The organism is Aquabacterium sp. UBA2148, assembly GCF_002328915.1.
Taxonomy (GTDB): domain Bacteria; phylum Pseudomonadota; class Gammaproteobacteria; order Burkholderiales; family Burkholderiaceae_C; genus Aquabacterium; species Aquabacterium parvum.
In genome coordinates this window covers 2,409-2,976 of sequence record NZ_DCXA01000249.1, presented here as the reverse complement: position 1 = coordinate 2,976, position 568 = coordinate 2,409, and the positions used below count along the sequence as shown (strand labels likewise).

At 66.4% G+C, this 568-nt stretch carries 1 protein-coding gene; it reads left to right on the top strand.

The features are described 5' to 3' along the window. Positions 1-34 precede the first annotated feature (34 nt). A partial coding sequence (locus tag B2W70_RS13825; RefSeq protein WP_286746535.1) for a diguanylate cyclase occupies positions 35-568 on the top strand: 534 nt, incomplete at its 3' end.

Below are 568 nucleotides of genomic sequence, written 5' to 3'. Positions count from 1 at the left end.
CGGGCCCGGTCGGCCGCTCGCCCTCCTCCTGCTGATGGTGATCCTGCTGTTCAGCATGTTCACCAACACGCCCAGACAGCTGTTTCGCGCCTGCGTGCTCGCCGGGTTGTCTTTTGGCTCGGCCATGGCCTGCGTGGCCTGGGAGGCCAGGGCCGAGCTCAACGCAGCGGCCATGCAGCTCGTCTACGCCTGCGTGTTGCTGCTGGCTTTGTCCACCGTGAGCCTGCTGATCCACCAGATGCACCAGTTGCGCAGGCAGGCGCAGGTGCGCCAGCACGAACTCGCCGAGGCATTGGATCGCATCCGCGACCTGGCCACGCACGACGAGCTCACCGGCCTGATCAACCGGCGTCGCATGCAGGAGTTGATGCACACCGAAAAGCACCGCACCGTGCGCTCGGGTCGCGGCTTTTGCCTGGCGATGATCGACATCGATCACTTCAAACGCGTCAACGACCGCCTGGGGCACGTCGCTGGCGACGAGGTGCTGGCCCGGGTGGCAGGCACCATCGCGGCAGGCCTGCGAGAAACCGACATCGTCGCCCGCTGGGGTGGCGAAGAGTTCCTG